The following is a 21,090-nucleotide window of genomic DNA, read 5'->3' as shown; positions in this document are numbered from 1 at the left end:
TCGCGGGCCGGCTCGGCTTGCGTGGGCCGGTGAGCGACCTCCCCATCCCAGACATGCGCGTGGCCTTTGTGGCTTCAGACCGGCCCGAGGCCCAGTCCGCCCGGGAACGGCTGACAGCCATGTACGGCTCGGTCGAACCTGATCAGGCTCATGTCATCGTCGCCCTCGGCGGCGACGGCTTCATGCTCGAGACCCTGCACACGGTGATGGAGCGGCGGGTCCCGGTGTTCGGGATGAACCGGGGCTCGATCGGCTTCCTGATGAATGACTATGAGGAAGAGGGCCTGCTGGAACGGCTGGCCGGCGCCGGCCGGGCCGTGATCCACCCCCTGCAGATGGACGCCTGGACCGAGGCCGGTCAGGTTCACAGCGGTCTGGCCATCAACGAGGTCTCCCTGCTGCGCCAGACTCGCCAGAGCGCCAAGTTGCGCATCAGCGTCGACGACCGGGTGAGGCTGGAGGAGTTGTCCTGCGACGGCTGCCTGCTGTCCACGGCGGCCGGATCAACGGCCTACAACCTGTCGGCCCACGGACCGATCATTCCGCTGGATTCCCGGGTCCTGGCATTGACCCCGATCAGCGCCTTCCGTCCCCGCCGATGGCGTGGCGCCCTGCTGCCGCATCAGGCAAAGGTCTGTTTCGAGGTTCTGGAGGCGGACAAACGGCCTGTCAGCGCCACGGCGGACAATTTCGAGGTCCGCCGGGTTGCGCGCGTGGAAGTCCGGGAACGCCGCGACATCGCCCTGACCATGCTGTTCGACGCCGGACGCTCGTTCGAGGAACGGGTTCTGGCCGAGCAATTCGCTTCATGAGGGCGTGCACGGTTTTTTAGGGACACGGGCCCACAATCCCTCCCGTCTGTCTTCAGGAGTCCGCCGTGACCAACCCCGCCCAGGTCATTCGCCCGCCCAACACCCTTCGCATGAAGGTTGGCGGAGCCTTTGGCGGCATCGACGCCGGCGCCATCGCCAAGGCGGAAGCGGCCCTGAAAGCCATGTCGTCCCAATTCGGCCAGTGGCTGCAGGACGAGATCGTCAAGCTGGACAAGGCCCAGGCCGACATCCGCGCGCAGGGCTATAATGCGCAGACCGCCGAGGCCCTGTATTTCCGCGCCCACGACCTGAAGGGGCTGGGCACGACCTACCAATATCCGCTGGTGACGCGTCTGGCCGGCTCGCTGTGCAAGATGCTGGACGATCCCGCCAAGCGCATGGCCGCCCCGTTGGTCATCCTTGACGCGCACATTGACGCCATCAAGGCCGTGGTCCGCGACCAGATCCAGACCGATGACCATCCGGTCGGCAAGGTGCTGGCCGAGACGCTGGAAGCCCGCGTCGCGCAGCATCTGGGCTGAACCGGCCTCTATTCGATCGAAGCTGACGCCCGCCTGACCGGCGGGCGTTTTGCTGTCAGGCGGCGGCGCTGAGCCGCGCCCTGGCCGGCAACGGATCGTGGTCCAGCCGCTCCATCAGATAGGCCAGGTCCTCGCGCGGCGCGTTCGGGCGCTGGGTCAGGAAGCGCTCGAGCATCCGGTGGCGGAAGTCGTCGCCCGAGGTGTCCACGCCCTCGGCCTGAAGCTGTCGCCAGGTGTCGACCCCCGCGCGATAGGCCTGGAACAGCCGCGGCGGCAGGCCCGCGCGGTCGTAGACAGCCCTCAGCCCCAGCGGACCGGCGTCGTGGATCATCAGCGAGGCGCGGGCCATCGGCGTCCCGGCGAGTTCGGCCATGCCGTGCTCGAACAACGCCATCTGCCCACGGGCCAAGGCCCGCAGCAGCAGCGACGGCGTCAGGGCGCGACGCGCGTTGAGACCTTGCACGAACTGCGGAAGATCGGACTGGCTTGACGCCTGATCCACCAGATCCACGGTGGCTCGCTCGCGCGCGAAGGCGGCGAGGCGGATCGCCGTTTCCGGGGCCAGGGCGTGACGCGTCACCAGGTGCTCGCGAACCGCGTCCGAGGCCAGTTCAACCAGTCGTTCGGTCACCGTCAGCGGCAGGACCTGCCGATAGGCGATGGCGGCCACGATCTCCGACGAGGTTCCAAACCGGTCGACGCAGCGCCCGAGAGCGGCCTCGGCCACGTCGGCGTTGTCATTCGCCGCCAGCGCACGCACGGCCTGTTCGCAACCGACCTCGGCAACGGCCTCGGCCACGTCACGCCCGACCGTCGGGCGGCTCGCCACGGCGACCTGACGTACGGCCGACCCCGCGCGCACGATCTCGATCAGGTCCTCGTCGGTGAAGACGGGCGAAAAATTGATGATCGGCAGGGCCACGCTGTCGACATCGGCCGCCATGCGCCGCGCCACGTCGCGGGGGATCAGGTCCGAGGCCTTCAGCGTCACCGCCATGGCCCGGCGCACCAGTTCGGCCGCGTCCTGGGACAGGATGCGCAGAATCTTCTGCGCCGCCGCGCGGTCGTCCTCGCCCAGTTCGGCCCGGTCCATGCTGCGGCACAGTTTGTGGGCCGCCGCCGCGCGCTCGTCCTCATTGGTTGCCTTGATCAGGCGATGGATATCGATCTCGGTGAGGCGGGCGCGATAGGCGGTCATGGGCGGATCCAGGATTTGCCGGTCAACATCGGCCCGTCATCCCTAACGGGCGGTTTACCATCACCGGATTCGGCTCAGATGCGCGCTTCCGTATCGGGCCCGAAGGCGCCGCCGAAGCCGCCGTTCTTGCCGTCGCCGTCCTGGCCCAGCAGCAGCGCCAGCAGGCTTTGGTCCTGTTTCAGCCGATCGAGGCGGGCGGCCAGCATCTGGTCGCGTTCGGACAGGTCGGGCGTCGCCTGCAGGGTCCCCGAGGCCGCAGCCGGAGCACCGTCGCCCGCGCTGCGCTGCAGGTTGGCGTGAACCTCAGCCACCGTTGCGGGCCGGCCGTCGCGATAGAAGATGGAGCGGTTGGCAGACGCCGCCTCCGGGAAAATCGCCGCCGCGGAGCTGCCGGGACGGCGGTCCATGGCGTCCATCAGCTGGGCGGCGCCCGCCGGCCCAAGGAAGTGGGCGGCGTAAAGATCCCCTGCCCCGGGCTCGCGCCCCGACCTTCCGCGCAGATAGGCGGCGTTGGATGCGGTCAGCTCGGCGGCCATGGTCGAAGCCGCCTGCGGATCGAAACGCAGGTCCAGCACGACGTTGCGGGCCGAGCCCTCGACCCGCCAGCGGCCGTCTCCGCCGCGATAGATCAGATCGGCGTACTGGCCGTAGCCGTGTTTCGCGCCGTGCGCCTTCACCGTTCCCAGCCAGGTCTGTTCGATGAACTGGAACAGGCCCGCGGCCGACGATGTCCGGGCCTTGGCCGAGGGGTTCATCGCGCTTTCGCGGCGCGCCGTCCGGACCAGGAAGTCTGCATCCACGCCGGTGGCGTTCGAGGCGCGCCGGATGGCCGCCTCGACTCCGCCAGAGGATGGAATCGCTCCGATGCTCATGTGATCAGGCTCGGTGACCGTGGTTAATCAAATCCTAATGACGAGGTTAACATCCACAGTCCCTTAACCTGTGCCGTTCCCGCCGAGTCATGGCCTTTCCGTGGCCAAGCTCGCCCGGAATTTGACGCAAGCCCGGCGCTCAACTTCCCCGTGGGACGCTGTGGGGACGGCGAGAGACAGGGAGTGACGGCCATGATGATGACGACCGCTGGCGGGCCCGGACCGGTGCATCCGCTGGACTTCAACGAACGGAAGCGGCCCCGCTTTTCCCGCGCGACCTGGATCGCGACGGGCATCGTGGTGGCGGCCCATGCGGGGCTGGGCGTCGCGCTCTACTATCAGCGGTTCGAGATGCCGGCGGTAGCTACGCCGCCCGAGAGCCGGCCCTTCGAGGTGACCTTCCGCAGGCCCACGCCGCCTGAGCCGCTGGAGGCGAAGACGCCGCCGGCCCCGAACCTGCCGGTGAACGAGACGCCGGTTCCCATGACGCCGACCGACACCTTGCCGGCCGTCCCCAGCGATGCGGAACCGACCGACAGCACGGCCCTCACCTTCGACACACTGGTCAGGGATCCGGCGCCGGACGTCCGGACGGCCGAGCCGACTCCCGCTCCGGCGGCGGTGATCACCAACCCGAGCTGGTCGCGCCAGCCGACGCCGGAGCAGCTCATGCGGGCCTATCCCGGCCGGGCTTTGACGGCGGATGTGTCTGGTTCGGCGTCCCTGAACTGCCTCGTCCTGCCGAAGGGGAATGTGACGGACTGCAATGTGACGCGCGAAACACCGGGCGGCTACGGCTTCGGCCGGGCGGCTCAGAGCCTGTCCCGCTATTTCCGGATCAACCCCCGGACGGTCGACGGGGCGGCGGAAGGGGCGCGGGTCAATATCGGCCTGCGCTTCACCCTGCCGGAAGACTAGGCGAACCTGAGCGGGTCGAGGGCGGCGGCGTCCGCCAGGGGCGCCCTGCCCTCGATACCGTCGGCGACGACCTGGGCGACCAGCGGCCCCATCAGCCAGCCGTTGCGACGCGGAGCCAGCGCGAGATGTAGGCCGGGTTCGCCTGACGGGCCCGCCAGAGGCAGGCCGTCGGCGGTGGCGCCGCGAACGCCGACGCGGATGGGCCCTGCCTCGCCTGTCGCGCCCAGCAGGGCCAGTCCGGCCGCGACCTGACGCGCGGATTCGGCGACGTCCGGCTCAAGATCGCGGCGGCCCGGCTCCATGGTGGCGCCGATGACGACGCCGCCCTCGCCCGGGGCGACATAGACGTTGGGGGCCCGGATCACGCGGTGCGGTGCGGCCGTGGCGACGGCGGTGAGCTGGCCCCTGATGGGCAGAATGCTGCTGACGATGGCGCTCACTCCATCCGGAAGCCCTTCGATTGCGGGCTCGGCGCCGCTGGCCAGAACCACCGTCGAACTGAACCAGACCCGTCCGTCGCCGGCCTCGACCCGCCAGCGCCGGCCTTCGCCCGACAGACGCACGACCTTTCCGCGCACGACCGAGACGCCCGGCGCCCGGGCCAGAGCCGTCAGGGACTGGCCCACCTCGATGCGCCAGTCGTCAGGCAACGTCAGGCCGCCGTCTTCGGGTTGGGCGTCGAAGCCAAGAGCGCGCAGGCGTTCAAGAGCGTCGACGGGGTCAGGCCCGCGCCAGTCGGCGCCGTCCCGGTGAAGCTTCAGTCCATGCATCTCGGCGACCGCGGGCCACAGGTCCCGCGCCCGCTTCAGCAGGGCGGCGCGCTCGGGCGGCAGATTTTCGAGCAGGGATTCCATAGCCGGGGCCAGCATGCCGGCCGCGACCGCGCTGGCGTTGGGGCCGCCAGGATCGACGACCGTCACCGCATGGCCACGCGCGCCCAGCTCCGCGGCGGTGCAGAGGCCGAGCACGCCGGCGCCGATGACGATCACGTCTGGAGAGGAAGCCACGGGCGATCTGATCGACCGCCCGGAGCGTCTTTGCAAGGGCGCTGACGCAAGCGATGCGGTCGCTTGCGTCTTGAGCGCCCTATTCGGCGGCGATAGCGGCCGCGCGGTTGGCGTCGATACGGGCCGTCAGCGCTTCATGCTGGGCCCACAGGCGGGTCGGCAGACGGTCGCCGAACTGGGCGTAGAACTCGGGGATCAGCGCCGCTTCCTCGGCCCAGACCTCGGCGTCGACGTCCAGCAGGGTCGCAAGATCCGCGTCCGACAGGCTCAGGCCCGACAGGTCCAGCGCCTCGCGCGTCGGAACGCGACCGACCGGCGTGTCGACGGCCTCGGCTTCGCCATCGAGGCGTTCCGAGATCCACTTCAGGACGCGGGCGTTGTCGCCGAAGCCCGGCCACACGAACTTGCCGTCGTCGTTCTTGCGGAACCAGTTGACGAAGTAGAGGCGCGGCAGCTTCGCCGCGTCCGTCTTGCCGGCCATCGACAGCCAGTGGGCGAAATAGTCGCCCATATTGTAGCCGCAGAAGGGCAGCATCGCGAACGGGTCGCGGCGCAGGGTCCCGATGGCGTTCTCGGCGGCGGCGGTGCCTTCCGAGGCGACGGTCGAGCCCATGAAGACGCCGTGCTCCCAGTCGAAGGCTTCCGTCACCAGCGGCACGGCGCTGGCGCGGCGGCCGCCGAACAGGATGGCGTCGATCGGCACGCCGCGGGGGTCTTCCCATTCCGGCGCGATGGTCGGGCACTGCGACGCCGGGGCGGCGAAGCGGGCGTTGGGGTGGGCGGCGGGCTCGCCCGAGGCCGGGTCATGCGCCGCGCCCTTCCAGGTCGTCAGGCCTTCCGGCGCGTCCTTCGACAAGCCTTCCCACCAGACGTCGCCGTCGGCGGTCAGGGCGGTGTTGGTGAAGACGGTGTTGGTAGCCAGCGTCGCCAGGGCGTTGCCGTTGGTGTTGCGGCTGGTGCCGGGGGCGACGCCGAAGAAGCCGGCTTCCGGGTTGACGGCGTACAGGCGGCCGTCGTCGCCGAAGCGCATCCAGGCGATGTCGTCGCCGATGGTCTCGGCCTTCCAGCCCGGGATGGTCGGCTGGAGCATGGCNACGGCGTACAGGCGGCCGTCGTCGCCGAAGCGCATCCAGGCGATGTCGTCGCCGATGGTCTCGGCCTTCCAGCCCGGGATGGTCGGCTGGAGCATGGCCAGGTTGGTCTTGCCGCAGGCCGAGGGGAAGGCGGCGGCGACGTATTTGGCGCGGCCCTTCGGATCGGTCAGCTTCAGGATCAGCATGTGCTCGGCCAGCCAGCCCTCGTCGCGGGCCATGACCGAGGCGATGCGCAGGGCGTAGCATTTCTTGCCCAGCAGGGCGTTGCCGCCATAGCCCGAGCCGTACGACCAGATCTCGCGGGTCTCGGGATAGTGGACGATCCACTTGTCGTCGTTGCAGGGCCACGGCACGTCGGCCTGACCCTCGGCCAGCGGGGCTGTCCAATGCCTGCGATGCAAGCTGAACCATNCCATAGCCCGAGCCGTACGACCAGATCTCGCGGGTCTCGGGATAGTGGACGATCCACTTGTCGTCGTTGCAGGGCCACGGCACGTCGGCCTGACCCTCGGCCAGCGGGGCGCCGAGCGTGTGCACGGCCGGCACGAAGACGCCGTCGTCGCCCAGCACGTCCAGAGCCGGCTGACCCATGCGGGTCATGATGCCCATCGAGACGGCGACATAGCCGCTGTCGGTGATCTCGACGCCCAGGGCCGAAATCTTCGAACCCAGCGGGCCCATGGAGAAGGGCACGACGTACATGGTGCGGCCGGCCATGCAGCCGTCGAACAGGCCGTTGAGGCGGTCGCGCATCTCGACCGGATCGGCCCAGTTGTTGGTCGGGCCGGCGTCGATCTGGTTCGCCGAGCAGATGAAGGTGCGGCTCTCGACGCGGGCCACATCCTTGGGATCCGAGGCGGCGTAGTAGCAGCCGGGGCGTTTGGCCTGATCCAGTTCCTTCAGCGTGCCCTTGCCGATCAGGTCGGCGACGATGGCCTTCTTCTCGGCCTCCGAGCCGTCGCACCAGTGAACGCGGGCGGGCTTCGTCAGGGCGGCGATCTGCTCGACCCAGGCGATCAGGCCGGCATGGTTGGTAGGGGCCGGAAGCAGGCCGGGAACGGTACTGGTCACGCGCATTCTCCTGAACGTCGCCCGGCGATCTGACGCCGCCGTGGCTCCTCCGCTGCGTACATATCACGCAATGTTTCAGCCGGAATGACACCGAAGCGGACGCGGCGTCAACCGATGCACGTTTCAACCTCTCGCGAGCGGGGAGCTCAGCAGCCGGTGCATATTTCCATTCCCTGCGAGCCTCGGGGCGGGGTATCGGAACCGCCATGCAGACCATGGATCCGATCGACGCGACTCCCTCGGGCGGCCTGAGGTCGCCTGCCGTGGCGCGCAACACCGGGCCGATTCTCGAAGTCCTGCGCGCCCATTTGCCCGCCCGGGGCGCGGTGCTGGAGATCGCCGCGGGATCAGGCGAGCACGCGGTCGCCTTCGCGAGCGCCCTGACCGGACTGGACTGGACGCCCAGCGATCCGTCGCCGGAAGCGCGAGCCAGCATCGCAGCGTGGGCGGAGACGGCGAGGCTACCCAACCTGCAGGCGCCGCTTGCGCTCGACATGCTCGACCCTGCGACATGGCCGGAGGGAACTGTACAGGCCGTCGTCTGCATCAACATGATCCACATCAGCCCGTGGGCGGCGACCGGGGGGCTGATGGCGCTGGCCGGACGGATGCTCGCGCCCGGCGGCCTGCTGGCGCTCTATGGGCCGTATCGGGAGGCGGAGGTTCCGCTGGCTCCTTCCAACGCGGCCTTTGATGAAAGTCTGAAGGGCCGGAACCCGGCCTGGGGCCTTCGCGACCGGGACGCAGTGGCGGCGGCGGCGAAGGCGGAGGGACTGGCGCTGACCCTGCGGACCTCCATGCCGGCCAATAATCTGATGCTGATGTTCCGGCGGGTCTGACCCGTTGCCCTTGTGCTTGCGGCCCGGATGTGGCGGCATCCGCGCCACCTTCACCGGAGCCTCCGCCATGACCCGTCTCCTCGTCATTCTGGCCGTTCTGGCCACGGCCGCCCCGGCATGGAGCCAGACGGCCCCTGCCCCGGCAGCGACGCCAGCCCCGTCCTACGGCGCGCCGATCGGGCTGGAGGCGGCGCAGGCGCTGATCGACCGGGCCATCGCGGCGGCGGGCGAGCGGGGTTTCCGCATGGCCGTGGCCATCGTCGAGCCGTCGGGCGAACTGGTCGCCTTCGCCCGGATGGACGACACCCAGTACGGCTCGATCCACGTGGCCCAGCGCAAGGCGACGACGGCGGCCCGGTACCGCGGCGCCACCTCGACCATGGAGGAGCGGACGCTGGCCGGGCGGACCGTGACCCTGGCCAATGAGGACGTCCTGCCGATCGCCGGCGGAATCCCTATCGTGGTCGACGGGCGGATCGTCGGGGCCATCGGCGTCTCCGGCGCATCGGCGGCGCAGGACGACGAAGTGGCGCGGGCGGCCCTCGCCCCGCGCTGACGCCGCGCTTGCCGTAGGGGGCGCCCGACCGGTACGGACCCCCGCATGGCCTTCTCCCGCACCTATGACGGCTCCGAGCCTGTCCGGATCAACAAGTGGCTGGGCCAGTCCGGCGTCTGTTCGCGGCGCGAGGCGGACGCCCTGATCGCCGACGGCCTGGTCTCGGTCGACGGCGAGGTGGTGACCGACGCCGGCCGAAAGCTGGAGCCCGGCCAGACCCTGACCCTGAACGAGCGAGCCACAGCCGCCCTCGCCAAGGGCGTGACCATCGTCATGCACAAGCCGATGGGGTTCGTCTCGGGACAACCGGAGCCGGACAAGATCCCCGCCGTGCGGCTCATCACCGAGGCCAACCGCGTCGGCGAGAGCCCGGTACCAGCCGAGGGCGCCTCCCTGCCCCCGATCGGACGGCTCGACGAGGATTCCCGCGGCCTGCTGCTGCTGTCGTCGGACGGGGTGGTGGCCAAGGCGGTGATCGGGCCGCAGTCCGATCTGGACAAGGAATATCTGGTCCGTGTCACCGGCGACATCACCGAGAAGAAGCTGAAGATCCTGCGCCACGGCCTGATGCTGGACGGGCGACAGCTGAAGCCCGCCTACGTCAGCCGCATGGAGTCCTTCCGGCTGAAATTCATCCTGCGCGAGGGCCGCAATCGCCAAATCCGCCGGATGTGCGAGATGGTCGATCTGGAGGTCGTCGACCTGATCCGCGTCCGCATCGGACCGCTGAAGCTGGACAATCTGCCCGAGGGCCGGTGGCGGATGCTGACGGCGGAAGAGCGGACCGCTTTGGTCGGCTGAGTCAGTCGTCAGCGGGGACGTAGGTCAGCCGCATCGCGTCCTCGCCGATCAGCTCCTGGGCGACGAGGCGGAGCGGCGGCATGGGCCCGGCGAAGAAGGGCTTGCCGCTCCCGAGGACGACGGGGCGGAAATAGAGCCGGTATTCGTCGATGAGCCCCGCCTTGCCCAGGCTCTGGGCCAGGGCCGGACCGCTGATGTCGATCTCGCCCTCGAGGTCGGTCTTCAACTTGCGCACCACGCCCTCGATGTCATCCTTGACGAGGGTGGCGTTGGGGCCGACGGCGGTCAGGGAGCGGGAGGCCACCCATTTGGGCTGGTTGCGCCAGGCCGCGGCGAAGGCGTGCAGGTCCGGGCTCCAGTCAGGCTGGTCCTCGTCCCAGTAGCGCATGAGCTCGTAGACCCGGCGGCCATAGACGCTGCCCGTCAGGCCGCGCACCTGCTCGATCCAGTGTCGGAACAGCTCGGGGCCGGGCTCGAACCGGTCGTGGTCGACATAGCCGTCCAGCGACACGTTCATCCCGAAGACGATCCGCGCCATGCTCAGTTCTCCCCGCCCGCCGCCAGTTCCGGGTTGCGCGCCTCCGCCGCCCGGAACGGCTTCAGCTGGTCAGCCAGCGCCCGCTGGAAGGCCGGGCGGGCCTCGGCCCGGGCCACGTAGTCGGCCAGCGCCGGATAGTCGGCGAGGATGTTCGTATGGCGCAGGTCGCGCAGCACGTGGGTCATCAGGATGTCGGCGGCGCTGAAGCGGTTGCAGGCGAACCAGCGGCGGTCGCCGAGCGCGGACTGCAGGTCGCCCAGACGCTTGCGCAGCATGGTCTCGACCTCCGGCCGCCGCTCCTTCGCCCAGGCCTTGTCGGGGTTGAACAGGTCGATCGTGGCCAGTTCGGCGACATACGGCTCGACGCTGTTCATCGCCGCGAACAGCCAGGTCAGGACGATGGCGCGTCCCGCCTCGTCCGCGGGCATCAGCTGGTCCGAGGTCTGGGCGATGTAGAGGACGATGGCGCCGCTCTCGAACATCTCGACCTTGCCGTCGCTGAAGGCCGGGACCTGGCCGAAGGGCTGGCGGGCGCGGTAGGCGGCGGTCGACTGGTCCTCGAAGCCGATCAGGTCGTCGTCATAGCCGAGCCCCGCCTCCTCCAGCGCCCAGCGGACCCGAATGTCGCGGACGGAGCCCTGGGCGAAGGGCGGCACCCATTTGAAGGCGGTGACCTGGATCATGGCGGGCTCCTCCGTTTGACAGTTATGTTGATATCAACCTAATTGAAGCCATGTCAAACGCGTCGCCCTATGCCGACACCCTGCACATACGGGATCACTGTCTTTGCCTGCACGCCCAGCGGGCGGCGCGGACGCTGTCTCGGCGGTTCGACGAGGCGTTCCGGGCGCTGGGGATCACCAGCGGCCAGTTCTCGCTGTTGAACGGCCTGAACCGGCCGGAGCCGCCGACCATCGGGGCGGTGGCCACGCTGCTGGCCATGGACCGGTCGACGGTGACGGCCAACCTCAAGCCGCTGGAGCGGATGGGCGCGGTCGTCATGAGCGTCGATCCGAAGGACCGCCGCAACCGCCGCCCGGCCCTGACCGAAGCGGGCCGGGCCCTGCTGGCCGCGGCGACGCCCATCTGGATCCGGGAGCACGCCGCGATCGAGGCCGGACTGGCCGGCGGCGGGGATGCGCTGCGGGCGGGCCTCAGACAGGTCGCCTGAGGCCCCATCCCGTCTCACTGATGGTCGATGGCGACGTCGCCGTTGGCCCCGGTGATGGCGGTGTCGGCGGGATTCACCTGGGTCGCCTTGACCCGATTGATGTCGTTCACCGTGATGCCGCTGTTTCCGGCGTCGAAGGCGTTGGTGATGGCGTGCCCCACGTGCTGGCCGCTGGCGTAGGCGCCGTCGTTGTTGAGGAAGAAATCGACCGGCGTGTCATAGCCGCCGCCGGAGGCCTTGCGCGCCGCCACGACGGCGGCGTTGTTGAGCGTCAGCGTCACGTCGGCGCCGTTGTGCGCCACGCGGGCCACCCCCTCGTCCAGCACGGTGTCGGCGTCGGCGGACCGGACGAAGCAGAGGTTCTTGTCGGGCCGCACATGCAGGGTCTGCGTCGCCGTCTTGGCCCGCAGGACGCCGTTCGCATAGACGAAATAGGCGCTGGTGCCGCGGTTGTCGCCGGCCGAGGTGAAGAAGCGGGCCGCTACGTTCGGGTAAAGCATGATGACCTCCTGGTCTCGAGTGGATACAACCTTTGGTTATCACAGGTTGTGCGACGTCGCCACGTTTTTCTCGTTTTGGTTGCAGCGCCCGCCACCGCGCCTTCCCGCTCCGGGAGAGTCGTGTCAGGCTTGGCCCATGGACCTGCTGAAGATCCTGCGATCCGTGGAGGAGCTGCTCTACGAGGTCATGTCGTGGCTGGTCTTCTATCCGCGCACCCTGTGGCTGACCCTGCGCCACCCGCTGCGGACGATGCGCTATTCGGACAGCGAGCAGCACGACCAGCCCGATCAGCAGTATCTGGAGACGCTGAGCCCGCCGCTGTTCCTGGTGCTGAGCATCATCCTGTCGCACGGGATCGAGGTGGTGGCCGGCCTGAAGACCCCCGAGATGCATGCGGCGCTGGCCGCCGGCATCGTGTCCAGCGACCAGAACCTGATGATCTTCCGCGCCCTGATGTTCAGCACCCACCCGCTGCTGTTCGCGGTGGTGTTCCTGTGGCTGGGCGGGCGGCGGCTGGACCGCGACACCCTGCGGCCGCCGTTCTTCGCCCAGTGCTATCTGTCGGGCGCGACCTCCATCCTCGTCGGGCTGGGGTCGACGGGGATCCGTTATCCAAGCAATTTCTGGACGGCCGTCGGGGTGGCGCTGATCGTGGCGACGACGGTCTGGTATCTGGCCATCCAGCGCCGGTGGCTGATGCGGGTCGAGGGGATGACCAGGTGGCGGGCCTTCGGCTGGGCCGTCGGGACGTATGTCCTGGCGACCGCGCTGGTGGTCGGGGCGGCGGCGGTGCTGGACTAGCCGCGAGCCGGGATTCGATTTTCAAAGACCGGAAGCAGCGTCTCCCTCCCCTTCATGGGGAGGGTGGTCGCGCAGCGACCGGGTGGGGAAGTTCAGGCGTACCCCACCCTGTCGTCGCTTCGCGCCGACATCCCTCCCCATGAAGGGGAGGGAGAATGCAGGCGCGCTGAAGCCCTCTCCGGCCCATGGGCCGGAAAGTGCGGGGAGGTGGCGGAGCGCGGGCGGTCTGCCCGGAACCGTGAAATGGCCCCCTGCTTTCGCGTTACGGGGACCGTGAAGAGTTTTCGGCGTCGCCGCCTGCGCTCCGCGCGACCGGTTCACACGAGNCACCGCACAAGGGTCCGGGCGACGATTACAGGACGACGTTTCCCGCTCGATCGCACCCCGCCGCACGTGATTGGCCCTGGCGCCAGACGCCCTCCCCCCGCGACGGGATGGGGAGAAGGATAAGGGCGCCGGGAGGGGTGCTGGGAATTGAGTTTGGGAAAAGGGGAAGTGGTTGAAGGGGCGGACGATTATTTCGCCAACCCGACTATAGATTCGCACTTTCACCTGCCGTCATCCCGGCGAAGGCCGGGACCCAGCGGCGCCGAAGGCGATCTGTTCACGCACCGGCTTCCGCGACAGGGTCGCGCTCTCGCGCGCCGCTGGGTCCCGGCCTTCGCCGGGATGACGGCAAGGTGGGCGTCAGTCCGCTTCCTCGGGCGGCGTCCAGTCGGGATCGTTTTCGGGAAACCAGTCGGCCGTGAGATCAAGCCAGTCGGGATTGGCGTCCTCGATCAGCCGCAACTTCCAGTCCCGTTTCCATTCCTTGATCTGCTTCTCGCGACGGATGGCCTCCGTGACCCAGTCGAAGCGCTGGAACCAGACGAGGCGGGTGCAGCCGTATGTCTTGCTGAATCCCTGGAACGCACCCGTCCGATGCCTCCACGCCCGGGCCGTCAGGTTGGCGGTCATGCCGGTGTAGAGCGTCCCGTTCCGCCCGCTGGCCATGATGTAGGTCGCGATGAAGGTGCGATGCGTCGGCATCCGCACAACCTATAGCTTTATCTCGCCGCCGTCATCCCGGCCACACCCGTCGTCATCCCGGCGAAGGCCGGGACCCGGCGGCGCCGAAGGCGATGCTCGACGCAGCCGCGCTCCCGACAGGGTCGCGCTCTCGCGCGCCGCTGGGTCCCGGGGTCGCTGCGCGCCCCGGGATGACGGCAGGTGAAGGTAATGCTTCAACCTTACAGGCCGGCGGAGGCGGTCTCGACGCCGGGGGCGGGACGCGAAGACCTGCTCGGCCGTGGGGAGCGGAGGCGGTTGCGGGAGGAGACGAGGGGGAGGTTCGTCGTTGCGTCGAACGCATTAGATAACGTAGGAATATTTGAGACTGGCCGGCAAACGCAGAGATTTTGTATGACTGAGAAGGAAAACACGGCAGACAAAATCTGTTTTGTAATCTCTCCGATAGGTGACACGGGAACACCTACGCGCTCTCATGCTGACAAAGTACTCAAGCACCTCATTTCCAAATGTGTGCCAGCAGGATTCAAGACGATCAGAGCCGATAAGATCTCTGACCCCGGAATCATAACAAATCAGATCATAAGTCTTATTGAATCCGCAGACATCGTTGTGGCGGATCTTACCGACAGCAATCCGAACGTATTCTATGAGCTAGCGATACGGCATGCTCTCAGAAAACCGACCGTACAGATAATCAACGCGGGCGGGAAAATTCCCTTCGACATCGCCGCCGTTCGCACTGTCGTCTATGATCTAACTGATCCGGATGCCCTTGAAATGGCGCAAGAGCAGCTCGCTGAAGCCCTGATTTACGCTTCCGGACCTTCATACAAACCCGAGAGTCCGTTCACGGTGGCGATACCAGCCCCCAGTTCCGCTAGGCATACGCAGAAGGACCAGCAGTCGCAGATATTGGATGAACTTCAGAAGCTCGCGATCCGCATCCAAAACATTGAAATCCAAACAGCAAGAAAATTACCGACAACTTACAATGCCTTGAGTCCCGACGCTCGCTTCATGACACGTGCTCCGAAGGACCGGACACAGGCGGAATTAAACGATTTTGTCCATAATATTCTGTACCGGCCAAAATTGGACGAGGACTAAAGCGGAATATTATCGTGCTTCTTCCACGGATTGCTCTGCTGCTTGTTCTTCAACGTCCGTAGCGCCTTGATCAGCCGCCGCCGCGTCCCGTGCGGCATGATCACGTCGTCGATGTAGCCGAGGCCCGCCGCCACGAAGGGGTTGGCGGCCTCGGGGTCGCCGGCCTCCTTGCGGAAGATGATCTCGACCGCGCCCTTGGCGCCCATGACGGCGATCTCGGCCGAGGGCCAGGCGTAGTTGACGTCGCCGCGCAGGTGTTTGCTGCTCATCACGTCATAGGCGCCGCCATAGGCCTTGCGCGTGATGACGGTCAGCTTGGGCACCGTGGCCTCGGCATAGGCGAACAGCAGCTTGGCGCCGTGCTTGATCAGGCCGCCGTACTCCTGACGCGTGCCGGGCATGAAGCCGGGCACGTCGACGAACGTCACCAGCGGGATGTCGAAGGCGTCGCAGAAGCGGACGAAGCGAGCGGCCGTCTGGCCGTCGAGGCGGCCGAAGCCGGTGACGATGTTCTTCGCGAAGTCGGGGCCGATCTCGAAGAATTCGGCCTCGTCGACCGTCTTCAGGATCAGTTCCTTGATGTCATAGGGCTGGTTCGGATTGGCGGGGACAAGGGTGTCGAGGGACGCCTCGTCGCGCTCGGGGTCGTCGTAGCTGTCGCGGACCGGCGGCTTTTCGCGGTTCGACAGGGGCAGGAAGCCGATCAGGCGGCGGACCTCGCTGAGGGCCTCCAGATCGTTTTCGAAGGCCCCGTCGGCGACGCCGGACTTCTGCGAATGGACGCGGGCGCCGCCCAGATCCTCATGGGTGACGACCTCGTTGGTGACCGTCTTCACCACGTCGGGGCCGGTCACGTACATGTAGCTCGTGTCCTTCACCATGAAGATGAAGTCGGTGATGGCCGGGGAATAGACGTCGCCGCCGGCGCAGGGGCCCATGATGACGCTGATCTGGGGGATGACGCCCGAGGCCAGGGTGTTCTGCAGGAAGATGTCGGCGTAGCCGGCCAGCGCTTCCACGCCCTCCTGAATCCGCGCGCCGCCGGCGTCGAACAGGCCGATGATCGGGGCGCCGTTGGTCAGGGCCATGGTCTGGATCTTGACGATCTTGGCCGCATGCGCGCCCGAAAGAGAACCGCCGAAGACCGTGAAATCCTTGGAGAAGACATAGACCAGACGCCCGCCGATGGTGCCGCGGCCGGTGACGACGCCGTCGCCGGGGATGCGCTGGGCTTCCATGCCGAACTGGGTCGAGCGGTGCTCGACGAACATGTCGGTTTCCTCGAACGAGCCGTGCTGGCTGGCGATGCGTTTCTCGCCGCCGCCGAGGCGGGCGCCGGCGCGGCGCTGTTCCAGCTGTTCGAGGATGGTCTTCATGCGGCGTCTCCTTGAGCGCTGGCTTAAGGAGACGCGCGGACGGAGGCAAGCGACCCGGCGTCAGAACCTACAGCCGCTCGAGCTTCAGCCACGCCGGATCGCCGAGCCAGGCCTGCGACAGGGCGCGGCGGGCGGCGGCGGCCTCGACGGTCCGGCCGCGGGCGGTCTCGCTCTCGGCCAGGCCGTACAGGGCCCAGCCGTTGTTGGGGGTCTGGATCAGGGCCTGACGGAAGGCGTCGGCGGCCTGCTCGGGCCGGCCGGCGCGCAACAGGGCCGCGCCCAGCGACTGGCTGACCGGATAGTACCACCAGGACGGCTCCATGTAGGCGAACCTGCCCTCCAGGGCGACGGCCGCGCGGTAGTGGCGGACGGCGTCCTCATAGCGCCCCTCGGCGAAGGCCAGACGGCCGCGGGCGGCGGCCTCGGCCAGGGCGATCAGGTCCGGGGCGGGCATGCCCTGCGCGACCATGTCGGCGAAGGCGTCCGGGGTCCGCAGGGCGGCGAGCCGGCTCAGGGTCGCATCGAAGGCGGGCCGGTCCCGCTTCTGCGCATGGGCCACGGCGCGAGCGTAGAGCCGCATCGCGCCGGCGTATTTCAGGCGCGGATCGGGCTCGGGCATCGCCAGAATGGCCTCGGGCGAGGCGAACTGGGCCATGGCCTGATACGGGGCGGCGTCGATGGCCTGGATCCAGGCGATGCGGGCCGAGGTGTCGGGGTCCAGCAGGGTCCGCAGCCGCGTCGCCTCCTCGATCGCCGTGCTCATGTCGCCGGCCATCTGGGCCGAGGCGACGATAAAGTGGACGTTGTGCGGATAGTAGCCGTAGCGGACCAGCCCCTGATCGTTGGAGGCGCGGATCCACGCCTCGTCGGCACGGGCGGCGGCGACATTGACCCGGATGGAGTCGGCGTAGCGGCCCCGCACCAGATAGATGTGGGCCGGCATGTGCACGAGATGGCCGGCGCTGGAGCGGACGGTCGCCAGCCTGTCTGCGGCGGCCTCGGCGCGGTCGGGGTCGCTGGCCTCCAGCAGGTGGATGTAGAGGTGCGCCGCCTGGGCGTGGGAGGGGTTGCGGGCCACGACCCGCTCGACCAGTTCGACCCCCGCCCCCGTCCGGCCGATGGGAGTGCGTTTGTCAGCCTCCCAGTAGTTCCATGGCGTGGTGTTCATCGCCGCCTCGGCAGCCAGCACGGCGACATCGTCATTGTCCGGGAAGCGGGCCGCCACGGCCAGCATGGCGTCGGCGTAGGCGCCGTCCAGCGCGGCGCGGTCGGCGGCGGCGTCGGCCGAATAGCGCACCGCAGCCGCCTCGATCAGGGCCCGCTCCATCGGCGGGGCCTTGTCCTTCAGGGCGACCGCGCGGGCCAGGGCGGCGAGCGCAGCGGGCCGGTCGCGGTCGTCCATGGGCGCGTTGATATTGGGTCCCAGCGCCACCGCCTCGCCCCACCAGCACAGGGCGCAGTCCGGATCGAGGCGCTGGGCCTCGCGGAAGGAACGCACCGCCCCGGCGTGATTGAAGCCGTAACTGAGCATCAGGCCCTGATTGAAATAGCGCCGGGCCTGATCGTCGCCCGTGCTGACCGGGAAGCGCGGTTCGCTGAGGTCGGGATAGAGGGCGATGTCCTCGTCCGCCTTGCCCGCCGGCCCCGCGATCGCAGACGCGGCCAGCAGGCGGATCTTGAGGGCGGAGGCGCCGTCCCGGCCTGCGCCGCACATGGCCCGGGCCTGCCGCACCGGGTCAAGCAGCTCGAGGATGGCCGGGGAGAGCGCGGTTGCGCCAGAGGTGGGGGGAGCCGCGGCCGAGCCCGTGATGCACACGCCCAAGGCCAGGACCAGGCCGCCGCCGATCATTCTGCGCATCATCCGCTCCCGCCGACGCAGATCGAAGTAACGCCGTTCACTCTAACGTCAGTCCCGGCGGGAGGCCAGTGGGGCCGGCCCGCGACGAAGATGCGACGGAGGCCGACGAATATTGCGGCGCTGAAACGGAAGCGAGCGGGCGGCGTGACAGATCGGGCCCATGACACAGACCCGACGCTCCGCCCTGTCCGCCGTCGCCGCCGCCCTCATGGCCGCCCCTGCCCTCGCCGGGCTGCACGCGCCCCAGGCGGCGACCGCCCTCACCCCCGCCGACCTGACGGCCCGCGCCCGCGAGGCGCTGGCGCCCGGCGGGCGGATCGAGGCGTTGATCGACGAACTGGCCGCCGATGGGCGGTTCTCCGGCGCTGTGCTGGGCGCGGTCGAGGGGCGTCCGCTGCTGGCGAAGGCCTGGGGTCAGGCGGACCGGGCGACCGGCGCGGCGAACACGGTCGACACCCGCTTCAACATCGCCTCGATGGGCAAGCTGTTCACCACCGTGGGGATCGCGCAGTTGATGGAGGCAGGCAAGCTGACGCTGTCGGACCGGCTGGCCGCGCATCTGCCCGACGTGAGCCCGGCGATCGCGGACGTCACGATCGAACAGCTGCTGCTGCACAGCTCGGGTCTGGGCAGCTATTTCGGCGCGCCGGACTGGAACGCGCGGCGGGCCTGGATCCGCACCGTGGCGGACTACCGCGCCATGATCGACGAGCGGCCGCAGTTCACGCCGGGCGAACGCTACGAGTACAGCAATTCCGGTTTCATCCTGCTGGGTGCGGTGATCGAGCGGCTGACCGGGCAGGACTTCTATACGGCCATGCAGGAGCGGGTCTTCGCGCCCGCCGGGATGACGCGCACCGGCTATCCGACGCTGGACGAGACCGGCGATCTGGCGGTTCCCTACACCAACGGTTGTTTCGCCCGGCCGCCGTCGGTCTGCACGCCCGGCGACTGGGTCGATGCGCGCCCGACCAGCGGCGTACGCGGCGGACCGGCGGGCGGCGGGGCCAGCACGGTGCGGGATCTGCACGCCTTCACCGAGGCGCTGAAGACCGGGCGGTTGATCCGGCCGGAAACGCTGGCCCTGTTCACGGCCGAGCGGGGCAAGATGACCCGGCAGGGCGGACCGATGGACGCCTGGGGTCTCGGCTTCGGCCGCCAGACGGTGCATGGCCTGCAGACCTGGGGGCACAACGGCGGCACGCCGGGGGCTGCAGGGCAACTGGACGTATTTGAGACCGCGCCGATTACCCTCATCGTGCTGGTCAATCAGGACCCGGCGCAGCGGCCGGGCACGGCGATGATGCGCCGCGCCGTGGCGCCGCCCGGCTGGACGCCCCCGCCGCCGCCACCCGGCGCCGGCGGACCGGTGATGGTCCGGCCCGGCGGCTAGCCCGAGAAACCCTCGCCCAGCCGGGTCGGCTCGACCATGCCGGCCAGACGGGTCAGTTCGGCGACGTGGGCGGCGAAGGCGCGCCGGCCTTGGGGCGTGAAGGCGGCCCAGGTGCGCTGGCGGCCGGCGGCGGCCTGTTTGCGCAGCTTGATGTAGCCGGCGTCCTCGAGCTGTTTCAGATGTTTGGACAGAACCGAGTCCGAGACGGCGATGGCCTCGCGGATCGTGGCGAACTCGGCCTCTTCCGCGGCCGAAAGGATGGCGCAGATCTGCAGTCGGCCGGGGGCGTGAATAACGGCGTCGAACTGCGGCACGCTCATTGATCCACCCCGGTCTCACGCCGGTAGACGCGCAGCCAGAGACGCGAGCCGATGAGGCAGAACACGAAGGCGACCGCCATCAGGGCCGCCGCTCCCAGCGCCAGCATGACGCCCGAGGTCGCGAAATGATTCAGCAGGATGGCGAGCACCATCAGCGGGATCAGCACCATGCCGAGGCCGATGGCGACCCATCGGGCGCGGCGCGGCGACATGCCGGTGATGCTGACGCCCAGCCGGTTCGCCTCGCGCCGGAACAGGACGGTCAGCAGCAGGACGCCGACGGCGACGCCCAGGGTGTTCAGGGGCAGGTCCAGCGCCTGCGTGCCCACCATCATGGCGCAGATCGCGGAATAGCCGATGTCGTAACGCCATGAGCCGGCGGCCACCTTGCGCTGGATGTCCTGTTGTGAACGCTGGATGGCGGCGAGCGCCTCGGCGGGGGTCGGGTCTTCGGTCATCGCGTCTTCCTCACTTTCCGAATTGGAAAATGATCGAGACTTTCCAACTTGGCAAGTGGAAACTTTCCGATGTGGAAAGTTAGCCGAGGGCGCGGAACCACCGGTCAAGAAGAACGGCCTCGGCGCGCCGGCCGGCGGTGCGTTCGGCGGCCTCCTCGTCCACGCCCCACTGGCGCTCCTGGAAGGCCTCGTCGAGACGGCTGAGCTCGAAGGCGGCCTCGCCCGACAGCACGCCGCGCTGGACGGCGAGGCCGAGGACGGCCGAGCCCAGCAGAGGCACGGCGGTCGCGAGGCCGGTCAGGGCGAAATCGTCGAGGCGCAGGGCCAGATCCTGCACGCGGGCGATAGCTGCGGGATCCTGCGGCCGGTGGATGACGCCCTCAGCCGGTTCAAGGACCACGCCCAGCTCCAGCGCCGCCCAGTCGCGCCAGGGCGTCCATTCGCGGGCCTGTTCGACGGCCAGCGAGGTTGGATGGTCCGCGAGGTAGCAGAGCAGGTCCGAGCCGGCGAAGGCGGCGATCTCTTCGGCCACCGGCTCACGGGCCTGGCTGACGCGGTCGATGGCGGTGGAGGCCAGACGGGTGGCGGGCATGGTCGCGGGGTCGATGAACTCGCCCTGCGCAGCCCATTCGTCGGTGACCAGACGGGCCGCGGCCTCGGTCGGCAGGACCAATTGGGCGTGGGCGGGCGTCTTGGGCGTGCGGCCGTCGAGAGTCACCGCCCAGCCCCCTTCCCGCTCCGCGACGTCAGCCGTGGTCCAGAAGCGTTTGAGGCGCTCTTCGGACTCGCGGAAGCCCTTGCGGGCGGCGACGTTGGGATCGAGGGGCGGGATATGGCTCATGCGGG

The 21,090-nt window shown here is 68.8% G+C and carries 22 protein-coding genes and 3 pseudogenes; 10 read left to right on the top strand and 15 right to left on the bottom strand.

Annotated elements, in window-relative coordinates; genetic code table 11:
- The first annotated feature begins 53 nt into the window (after nucleotides 1-53).
- Together ASD25_RS05630 and ASD25_RS05625 are read left to right on the top strand one after the other, a co-directional pair.
- The gene (locus ASD25_RS05630; protein ID WP_056615389.1) at nucleotides 54-812 is read left to right on the top strand and encodes an NAD kinase; all 759 of its coding nucleotides are present in this window, start codon (nucleotides 54-56) and stop codon (nucleotides 810-812) included.
- 65 nt (nucleotides 813-877) lie between these two features.
- Nucleotides 878-1,354 (top strand): hypothetical protein, encoded by a 477-nt coding sequence (locus ASD25_RS05625; protein ID WP_056615385.1) that lies wholly within the window; start codon nucleotides 878-880, stop codon nucleotides 1,352-1,354.
- 55 nt (nucleotides 1,355-1,409) lie between these two features.
- On the opposite strand, the gene ASD25_RS05620 is transcribed toward ASD25_RS05625, so the two are convergent.
- Together ASD25_RS05620 and ASD25_RS05615 are read right to left on the bottom strand one after the other, a co-directional pair.
- Nucleotides 1,410-2,552 carry a DUF2336 domain-containing protein gene (locus tag ASD25_RS05620; protein ID WP_056615381.1) on the bottom strand — a complete coding sequence of 381 codons (1,143 nt, stop codon included), beginning with the start codon at nucleotides 2,550-2,552 and terminating at the stop codon, nucleotides 1,410-1,412.
- A 74-nt stretch (nucleotides 2,553-2,626) separates the two neighbouring features.
- Nucleotides 2,627-3,424, bottom strand: coding sequence for a transglycosylase SLT domain-containing protein (locus ASD25_RS05615; RefSeq protein ID WP_056615377.1), 798 nt, complete (start codon nucleotides 3,422-3,424; stop codon nucleotides 2,627-2,629).
- 192 nt (nucleotides 3,425-3,616) lie between these two features.
- On the opposite strand from ASD25_RS05615, the gene ASD25_RS05610 reads away from it, so the two are divergent.
- Nucleotides 3,617-4,342, top strand: a complete 726-nt coding sequence (locus ASD25_RS05610) for an energy transducer TonB (RefSeq protein ID WP_156389197.1) — start codon at nucleotides 3,617-3,619, stop codon at nucleotides 4,340-4,342.
- On the opposite strand, the gene ASD25_RS05605 is transcribed toward ASD25_RS05610, so the two are convergent.
- The 4 genes and pseudogenes from ASD25_RS05605 to ASD25_RS33075 form a co-directional block, all read right to left on the bottom strand.
- The gene (locus tag ASD25_RS05605; protein WP_235562626.1) at nucleotides 4,339-5,349 is read right to left on the bottom strand and encodes an FAD-binding oxidoreductase; all 1,011 of its coding nucleotides are present in this window, start codon (nucleotides 5,347-5,349) and stop codon (nucleotides 4,339-4,341) included. The two genes, ASD25_RS05610 and ASD25_RS05605, sit on opposite strands and share 4 nt — an antisense overlap.
- A gap of 79 nt (nucleotides 5,350-5,428) precedes the next feature.
- Nucleotides 5,429-6,442: pseudogene (locus tag ASD25_RS05600) on the bottom strand (phosphoenolpyruvate carboxykinase (GTP)); the annotation flags it as partial.
- Between the two features lies 1 nt (nucleotide 6,443).
- Nucleotides 6,444-6,854: pseudogene (locus ASD25_RS31660) on the bottom strand (phosphoenolpyruvate carboxykinase domain-containing protein); the annotation flags it as partial.
- A gap of 1 nt (nucleotide 6,855) precedes the next feature.
- Nucleotides 6,856-7,520, bottom strand: a pseudogene (locus tag ASD25_RS33075) (phosphoenolpyruvate carboxykinase); the annotation flags it as partial.
- Between the two features lie 200 nt (nucleotides 7,521-7,720).
- On the opposite strand from ASD25_RS33075, the gene ASD25_RS05590 reads away from it, so the two are divergent.
- From ASD25_RS05590 to ASD25_RS05580, 3 genes are all read left to right on the top strand, one after another.
- Nucleotides 7,721-8,353: a DUF938 domain-containing protein gene (locus tag ASD25_RS05590; RefSeq protein ID WP_056615367.1), complete on the top strand. Its 633-nt coding sequence runs from the start codon at nucleotides 7,721-7,723 to the stop codon at nucleotides 8,351-8,353.
- Nucleotides 8,354-8,420: 67 nt separating this feature from the next.
- Nucleotides 8,421-8,909, top strand: coding sequence for a heme-binding protein (locus ASD25_RS05585; protein ID WP_056615364.1), 489 nt, complete (start codon nucleotides 8,421-8,423; stop codon nucleotides 8,907-8,909).
- Nucleotides 8,910-8,954: 45 nt separating this feature from the next.
- Nucleotides 8,955-9,710 (top strand): pseudouridine synthase, encoded by a 756-nt coding sequence (locus ASD25_RS05580; RefSeq protein WP_056615361.1) that lies wholly within the window; start codon nucleotides 8,955-8,957, stop codon nucleotides 9,708-9,710.
- Between the two features lies 1 nt (nucleotide 9,711).
- On the opposite strand, the gene ASD25_RS05575 is transcribed toward ASD25_RS05580, so the two are convergent.
- Entirely contained in the window at nucleotides 9,712-10,248 is a 537-nt protein-coding gene (locus tag ASD25_RS05575; protein WP_056615358.1) for a dihydrofolate reductase family protein, read from the bottom strand.
- 2 nt (nucleotides 10,249-10,250) lie between these two features.
- Nucleotides 10,251-10,931: a glutathione S-transferase family protein gene (locus ASD25_RS05570; RefSeq protein WP_056615355.1), complete on the bottom strand. Its 681-nt coding sequence runs from the start codon at nucleotides 10,929-10,931 to the stop codon at nucleotides 10,251-10,253.
- Between the two features lie 50 nt (nucleotides 10,932-10,981).
- On the opposite strand from ASD25_RS05570, the gene ASD25_RS05565 reads away from it, so the two are divergent.
- A complete protein-coding gene (locus ASD25_RS05565; RefSeq protein ID WP_056615350.1) occupies nucleotides 10,982-11,419 on the top strand; it encodes a MarR family winged helix-turn-helix transcriptional regulator in 438 nt (145 codons plus the stop codon).
- Between the two features lie 14 nt (nucleotides 11,420-11,433).
- Here ASD25_RS05565 and ASD25_RS05560 read toward each other — a convergent pair whose 3' ends face one another.
- Nucleotides 11,434-11,919 (bottom strand): hypothetical protein, encoded by a 486-nt coding sequence (locus ASD25_RS05560; RefSeq protein WP_056615346.1) that lies wholly within the window; start codon nucleotides 11,917-11,919, stop codon nucleotides 11,434-11,436.
- 136 nt (nucleotides 11,920-12,055) lie between these two features.
- Between ASD25_RS05560 and ASD25_RS05555 the strand changes: the two genes are divergently transcribed.
- Entirely contained in the window at nucleotides 12,056-12,721 is a 666-nt protein-coding gene (locus ASD25_RS05555; RefSeq protein WP_056615341.1) for a hypothetical protein, read from the top strand.
- Between the two features lie 687 nt (nucleotides 12,722-13,408).
- Here the strand turns inward: ASD25_RS05555 and ASD25_RS05550 are convergent.
- Nucleotides 13,409-13,750 (bottom strand): GIY-YIG nuclease family protein, encoded by a 342-nt coding sequence (locus ASD25_RS05550; protein WP_056615337.1) that lies wholly within the window; start codon nucleotides 13,748-13,750, stop codon nucleotides 13,409-13,411.
- A 372-nt stretch (nucleotides 13,751-14,122) separates the two neighbouring features.
- Between ASD25_RS05550 and ASD25_RS30185 the strand changes: the two genes are divergently transcribed.
- A complete protein-coding gene (locus ASD25_RS30185; protein ID WP_156389196.1) occupies nucleotides 14,123-14,839 on the top strand; it encodes a hypothetical protein in 717 nt (238 codons plus the stop codon).
- On the opposite strand, the gene ASD25_RS05545 is transcribed toward ASD25_RS30185, so the two are convergent.
- The gene (locus ASD25_RS05545) at nucleotides 14,836-16,215 is read right to left on the bottom strand and encodes an acyl-CoA carboxylase subunit beta (protein WP_056615333.1); all 1,380 of its coding nucleotides are present in this window, start codon (nucleotides 16,213-16,215) and stop codon (nucleotides 14,836-14,838) included. The genes ASD25_RS30185 and ASD25_RS05545 overlap by 4 nt on opposite strands.
- A gap of 67 nt (nucleotides 16,216-16,282) precedes the next feature.
- Nucleotides 16,283-18,073 carry a tetratricopeptide repeat protein gene (locus ASD25_RS05540; protein WP_056615557.1) on the bottom strand — a complete coding sequence of 597 codons (1,791 nt, stop codon included), beginning with the start codon at nucleotides 18,071-18,073 and terminating at the stop codon, nucleotides 16,283-16,285.
- A 160-nt stretch (nucleotides 18,074-18,233) separates the two neighbouring features.
- On the opposite strand from ASD25_RS05540, the gene ASD25_RS05535 reads away from it, so the two are divergent.
- Nucleotides 18,234-19,466 (top strand): serine hydrolase, encoded by a 1,233-nt coding sequence (locus ASD25_RS05535; RefSeq protein ID WP_056615330.1) that lies wholly within the window; start codon nucleotides 18,234-18,236, stop codon nucleotides 19,464-19,466.
- Here ASD25_RS05535 and ASD25_RS05530 read toward each other — a convergent pair.
- The 3 genes from ASD25_RS05530 to ASD25_RS05520 form a co-directional block, all read right to left on the bottom strand.
- Nucleotides 19,463-19,786: a transcriptional regulator gene (locus ASD25_RS05530; protein WP_056615327.1), complete on the bottom strand. Its 324-nt coding sequence runs from the start codon at nucleotides 19,784-19,786 to the stop codon at nucleotides 19,463-19,465. The two genes, ASD25_RS05535 and ASD25_RS05530, sit on opposite strands and share 4 nt — an antisense overlap.
- Nucleotides 19,783-20,244, bottom strand: a complete 462-nt coding sequence (locus tag ASD25_RS05525; RefSeq protein WP_056615324.1) for a hypothetical protein — start codon at nucleotides 20,242-20,244, stop codon at nucleotides 19,783-19,785. The genes ASD25_RS05530 and ASD25_RS05525 overlap by 4 nt, the downstream gene beginning before the upstream one ends.
- 79 nt (nucleotides 20,245-20,323) lie before the next feature.
- The gene (locus ASD25_RS05520) at nucleotides 20,324-21,085 is read right to left on the bottom strand and encodes an ATP12 family chaperone protein (protein ID WP_056615322.1); all 762 of its coding nucleotides are present in this window, start codon (nucleotides 21,083-21,085) and stop codon (nucleotides 20,324-20,326) included.
- Nucleotides 21,086-21,090: the final 5 nt, after the last annotated feature.

Source organism: Brevundimonas sp. Root1423 (assembly GCF_001426805.1).
This window is presented reverse-complemented; position numbering and strand designations above follow the sequence as displayed.

Coding starts and splice junctions, on each gene's coding strand:
- ASD25_RS05620 (WP_056615381.1), bottom strand. CDS start 2,552: ATGACCGCCTATCGCGCCCGCCTCACCGAGATCGATATCCATCGCCTG.
- ASD25_RS05630 (WP_056615389.1), top strand. CDS start 54: ATGCGCGTGGCCTTTGTGGCTTCAGACCGGCCCGAGGCCCAGTCCGCC.
- ASD25_RS30185 (WP_156389196.1), top strand. CDS start 14,123: ATGACTGAGAAGGAAAACACGGCAGACAAAATCTGTTTTGTAATCTCT.
- ASD25_RS05540 (WP_056615557.1), bottom strand. CDS start 18,073: ATGCGCAGAATGATCGGCGGCGGCCTGGTCCTGGCCTTGGGCGTGTGC.
- ASD25_RS05535 (WP_056615330.1), top strand. CDS start 18,234: ATGACACAGACCCGACGCTCCGCCCTGTCCGCCGTCGCCGCCGCCCTC.
- ASD25_RS05550 (WP_056615337.1), bottom strand. CDS start 13,750: ATGCCGACGCATCGCACCTTCATCGCGACCTACATCATGGCCAGCGGG.
- ASD25_RS05520 (WP_056615322.1), bottom strand. CDS start 21,085: ATGAGCCATATCCCGCCCCTCGATCCCAACGTCGCCGCCCGCAAGGGC.
- ASD25_RS05590 (WP_056615367.1), top strand. CDS start 7,721: ATGCAGACCATGGATCCGATCGACGCGACTCCCTCGGGCGGCCTGAGG.
- ASD25_RS05565 (WP_056615350.1), top strand. CDS start 10,982: ATGTCAAACGCGTCGCCCTATGCCGACACCCTGCACATACGGGATCAC.
- ASD25_RS05545 (WP_056615333.1), bottom strand. CDS start 16,215: ATGAAGACCATCCTCGAACAGCTGGAACAGCGCCGCGCCGGCGCCCGC.
- ASD25_RS05570 (WP_056615355.1), bottom strand. CDS start 10,931: ATGATCCAGGTCACCGCCTTCAAATGGGTGCCGCCCTTCGCCCAGGGC.
- ASD25_RS05560 (WP_056615346.1), bottom strand. CDS start 11,919: ATGCTTTACCCGAACGTAGCGGCCCGCTTCTTCACCTCGGCCGGCGAC.
- ASD25_RS05555 (WP_056615341.1), top strand. CDS start 12,056: ATGGACCTGCTGAAGATCCTGCGATCCGTGGAGGAGCTGCTCTACGAG.
- ASD25_RS05575 (WP_056615358.1), bottom strand. CDS start 10,248: ATGGCGCGGATCGTCTTCGGGATGAACGTGTCGCTGGACGGCTATGTC.
- ASD25_RS05610 (WP_156389197.1), top strand. CDS start 3,617: ATGATGATGACGACCGCTGGCGGGCCCGGACCGGTGCATCCGCTGGAC.
- ASD25_RS05615 (WP_056615377.1), bottom strand. CDS start 3,424: ATGAGCATCGGAGCGATTCCATCCTCTGGCGGAGTCGAGGCGGCCATC.
- ASD25_RS05580 (WP_056615361.1), top strand. CDS start 8,955: ATGGCCTTCTCCCGCACCTATGACGGCTCCGAGCCTGTCCGGATCAAC.
- ASD25_RS05585 (WP_056615364.1), top strand. CDS start 8,421: ATGACCCGTCTCCTCGTCATTCTGGCCGTTCTGGCCACGGCCGCCCCG.
- ASD25_RS05525 (WP_056615324.1), bottom strand. CDS start 20,244: ATGACCGAAGACCCGACCCCCGCCGAGGCGCTCGCCGCCATCCAGCGT.
- ASD25_RS05530 (WP_056615327.1), bottom strand. CDS start 19,786: ATGAGCGTGCCGCAGTTCGACGCCGTTATTCACGCCCCCGGCCGACTG.